General features: G+C 65.0%; 1 protein-coding gene. It reads left to right on the forward strand.

Features of this window, described 5'->3' with window-relative positions; translation table 11 throughout:
• Positions 1–146 precede the first annotated feature (146 nt).
• A partial coding sequence (locus ACIBCN_RS44425; protein ID WP_396998908.1) for an SDR family NAD(P)-dependent oxidoreductase occupies positions 147–4,014 on the forward strand: 3,868 nt, incomplete at its 3' end.

Consider the following 4,014-nt stretch of genomic DNA (forward strand, 5'->3'; position numbering starts at 1 on the left):
GGTTGGCTGGTTCGGGGGTGGTTTCGCCGGGGTATTGGGTGTCGCATGTGCGGGGGTGTGTGCGTTTCGCGGATGGTATCGAGGTATTGCGTGGGGCGGGGGTGTCGCGGTTTGTGGTTGCTGGTCCTGATGGTGGGTTGAGTGGGTTGATCACCGACATCCTCGACAACACCGACAGCACCGACAGCATCGGCCGGGTAGGCAGAACTGGCAGCGCCGGCACGCCCATGAGCGTGGGCCCCAACGGGGTCGTTGGCGCGAGTGACGGCGTGGGTGCGAACGGCGGCGTCGATTCGACCGGTGGCGTTGCTGCCACGGGCAACGTCGGCACCAATGGCAGCGTTGACCTGACCGGTCGTGCCGGGGCCAACGGCGCAGTCGGGACCATCAGCAGCGACAACGCACACAGTGACCTTGCCGGTGTCGGTGATGTGGGCTTCGTGTCGGTGGCGGTGCTGGGTCGAAATCGGACCGAGCGGGAGAGTCTGCTGGCGGCGATAGCGGCGGTGGACGTCAGCGCAGGAGGTGTGGATTGGTCGGTGTTGTGGTCCGGGGGTGCGCGTCGGCGGGTGGTGTTGCCGACGTATGCGTTTGAGCGTCGCCGGTATTGGCTTGATCCGGTTGGTGGTGGGGATGTGTCGGGGTTGGGGTTGTCGGGTTCGGATCATCCGTTGATTGGTGCGGTGGTGCAGTCGCCGGGTTCGGGTGGGGTGATTGTGACGGGTCGGTTGTCGGTGGCTGGGTTGGGGTGGCTGGCTGATCATGTGGTGTCGGGTGTGGTGTTGGTGCCGGGGACGGGGTTTGTGGAGTTGGTGATGCGTGCCGCGGATGAGGTGGGGTGTGTGGTGTTGCGGGAGCTGACTTTGCTGGCTCCGTTGCGGTTGCCTGCCAGTGGTGGTGTGCAGATCCGTGTTGTGGTCGGCGGCGCTGAGGGGGTGGGTGAACGTGCTGTGTCGGTGTATGCCCGTGCTGATGCTCCTGATTCCGGGGCGGAATGGGTGCTGCACGCCGAAGGGGTCATCGCACCGGGAACCTTGGATGCGGGAGTAACCAGCGAGTTGGGGCCATGGCCGCCGGTGGGTGCGGTGGCTGTGGATTTGGCGGGGCTGTATGACCGGCTGGCGGATGCCGGGTATCGGTATGGGCCGTCGTTCCGGGGTTTGCGGTCGGTGTGGCGGCGGGGTGCGGATCTGTTCGTCGAGGCCGCTCTTCCCGAATCGGTCGCTGAGGTGGCTCGGTATGGGCTACACCCGACCCTGTTGGATGCAGTCCTGCAGGGCATGGCTATTGCCGGTACCGATCCAGGTCGCGATATCGGTGACGAGGCCCCGCGGATGCCGTTTGCGTGGCAGGACGTTGTACTGCACGCCGTGGGAGCCACAACCCTGCGGGCACACTTGACACCGGAACCCGGTGCCGGCGCGGGCTCGAGGGGGGTGTCGATTCGTGCGGTGAACGAGGTTGGGCAGCCAGTTCTAACGATTGGGTCGCTGAAGACGCGTCCGGTAGCTCCGGCGAGGACAGCGGTGTCGGGTGCGCGGTTGTTGGGTGTGCAGTGGATCCCGCAGTCGGATCCGCCAGTGGTGGTGGAGTTGTCGGAGCTGGCTGTGTTCTCCCGGGTGGAGTCGGTCCTGGAGTGCGCTGCTGATGATGAAAGTGTGCCGTCGGCAGTTGTTTTCGATCTGTGCGAAAGCGCAGGGCCGGACCACGACGTTGTGACGAGAACACACTCCATAACCCATGCGGCCTTGGCGGTGGTGCAGGCGTGGTTGGGTGAGCCCCGGTTCCTGGAAAGCACGCTGGTGATGGTGACGGCGGGCGCGGTTTCGGTTGCGGGGGAACCGGTTAGCGATCCGGCTGGCGCGGCGGTGTGGGGGTTGGTGCGTTCGGCGCAGTCGGAGGATCCGGGCCGGATCGTGCTCGTTGACACCGACGCCGCCGGAGCCGTTGACACTTTCTCCGCTGTGGCTGCGCAGGTACTCGGCAGCGGAGAGTCGCAGGTGGCGATCCGGGATGGGCTGGTGCATATCGCGCGAATGGCGTGGCTGTCCGAGAGCGGAAGTGCCGCTGGTGATTTCGGGAACCCTGTACGGTCGCTGCCGGCTGGTTCGGTGGTAGTGACCGGTGGTACTGGTGGACTAGGTGCGATCGTTGCTCGGCATCTTGTTGTAGCGCATGGTGTTACGTCGTTGGTGCTGGGGAGTCGTCGAGGACTGGACGCTCCGGGTGCGGCGGTTTTGGTGGAAGAACTGGCTGGGTTGGGCACCACGGTGCGGGTAGTGGCCTGTGACGTATCCACTCGCGGGGGTGTCGACACCCTACTGGGTGCGGTCCCTGCGGAGTCGCCGCTCGTGGGTGTGGTGCATGCCGCTGGTGTGCTCGATGACGGTGTGGTCACGGCGTTGACGCCGCAGCGGCTGGATACGGTGCTGGCGGCGAAAGCGGATGCGGCCTGGTATTTGCATGAGGCCACCCGTGACAATGTTTTGGCGTTGTTCGTGCTGTATTCCTCGGCGGCTGGCGTGTTCGGTGGCGCGGGGCAAGGTAATTACGCTGCGGCGAACACTTTCCTGGATGCGGTGGCCGAGCATCGTCGTGCCGAAGGGCTTGCGGCAGTGTCGATTGCGTGGGGGTTGTGGGACACCGGTTACGGGATGGGTGCGCGCCTTCGAGGCGAAGATACCACCCGGTTCTTACGCGATGGCGTGCTGAGCATCTCGGTCGAGCAGGGTTTGGCCTGGTTCGACGCCGCCCTCGCCGCGGACCGGGCAACGGTCACCGCGCTCCGCATCGATACTTCCGCGTTGGGCGGACAACTGCGGGCGGGAACATTGCCGGCGATGCTGCACGGCTTGGTTCCCCAGACACGACGCATCGCGGCCGTCGCGGGAGACGGCGTACAGGGGGTCTCCGAGTTGCAGCGGCGGTTGGCAGGCTCGTCCGCGACCGAGGCGCGGAAGCTGGTACTCGAGACGGTCCGTGCTCAGGTTGCACTCGTACTGGCGCATAACAGTGGCGACGATATCGACGCCGACCGCAACTTCCGTGAGCTGGGATTCGATTCGCTGACCGCGGTGGAGATCCGGAACCGGCTCAACACCGCGACCGGGTTGCGGTTGCCGGCCACGCTGATCTTCGACTACCCGAGCCCACAGGACGTCGCCGACCTGGTACTCGGTCGGCTGAATGGCGAGTCTGCAGCCGAGCCTTCGGTGCCGGTAGCCACATCGGTAGCAACTTCGGACCCGATTGTGATTGTGGGTATGGGTTGTCGGTTCCCTGGTGGAGTGTCTTCGCCGGATGCGTTGTGGCGGTTGTTGATCGAGGAGCGGGATGCGGTGTCGGGGTTTCCGGTCGACCGCGGCTGGGATGTCGCGGGCCTGTTCGATCCCGAACCAGGCGTGGCGGGGAAGACGTATGTGCGTGAGGGTGGGTTTCTGCATGATGCTGCGGAGTTCGATGCGGGGTTCTTCGGCATCAGCCCTCGTGAAGCGGTGGGTATGGACCCGCAGCAACGGATTCTGCTCGAAACGGTGTGGGAGGCAATAGAACACGCTGGCATTGACCCGACTTCATTGCGGGGCAGTGACACCGGTGTCTTCGCGGGAGTGATGCATCACGACTATCCGAACAACAGCAGTGCGGGTGCGATCGTGTCCGGTCGGGTTTCGTACGTGTTGGGTTTGGAAGGCCCGGCGGTTTCGATCGACACCGCGTGCTCGTCGAGCCTGGTCGCCCTGCACCAAGCGACACAGGCGCTGCGCTCGGGAGAATGCGCACTGGCACTCGCGGGCGGTGTGACCGTGATGGCCACCCCCGAGGTGTTTGTAGAGTTTTCGCGGCAGCGTGGCCTGGCCGTGGATGGTCGGTGTAAGCCGTTTGCTGAAGCAGCCGATGGCACCGGGTGGGGTGAGGGTGCGGGTGTGTTGGTGTTGGAGCGTTTGTCGGATGCTCGGCGTCACGGTCATGAGGTTCTGGCGGTGGTGCGGGGTTCGGCGGTGAATCAGGATGGTG

The sequence above is a fragment of the Nocardia sp. NPDC051052 genome, from assembly GCF_044456045.1.
Classification (GTDB): domain Bacteria; phylum Actinomycetota; class Actinomycetes; order Mycobacteriales; family Mycobacteriaceae; genus Nocardia.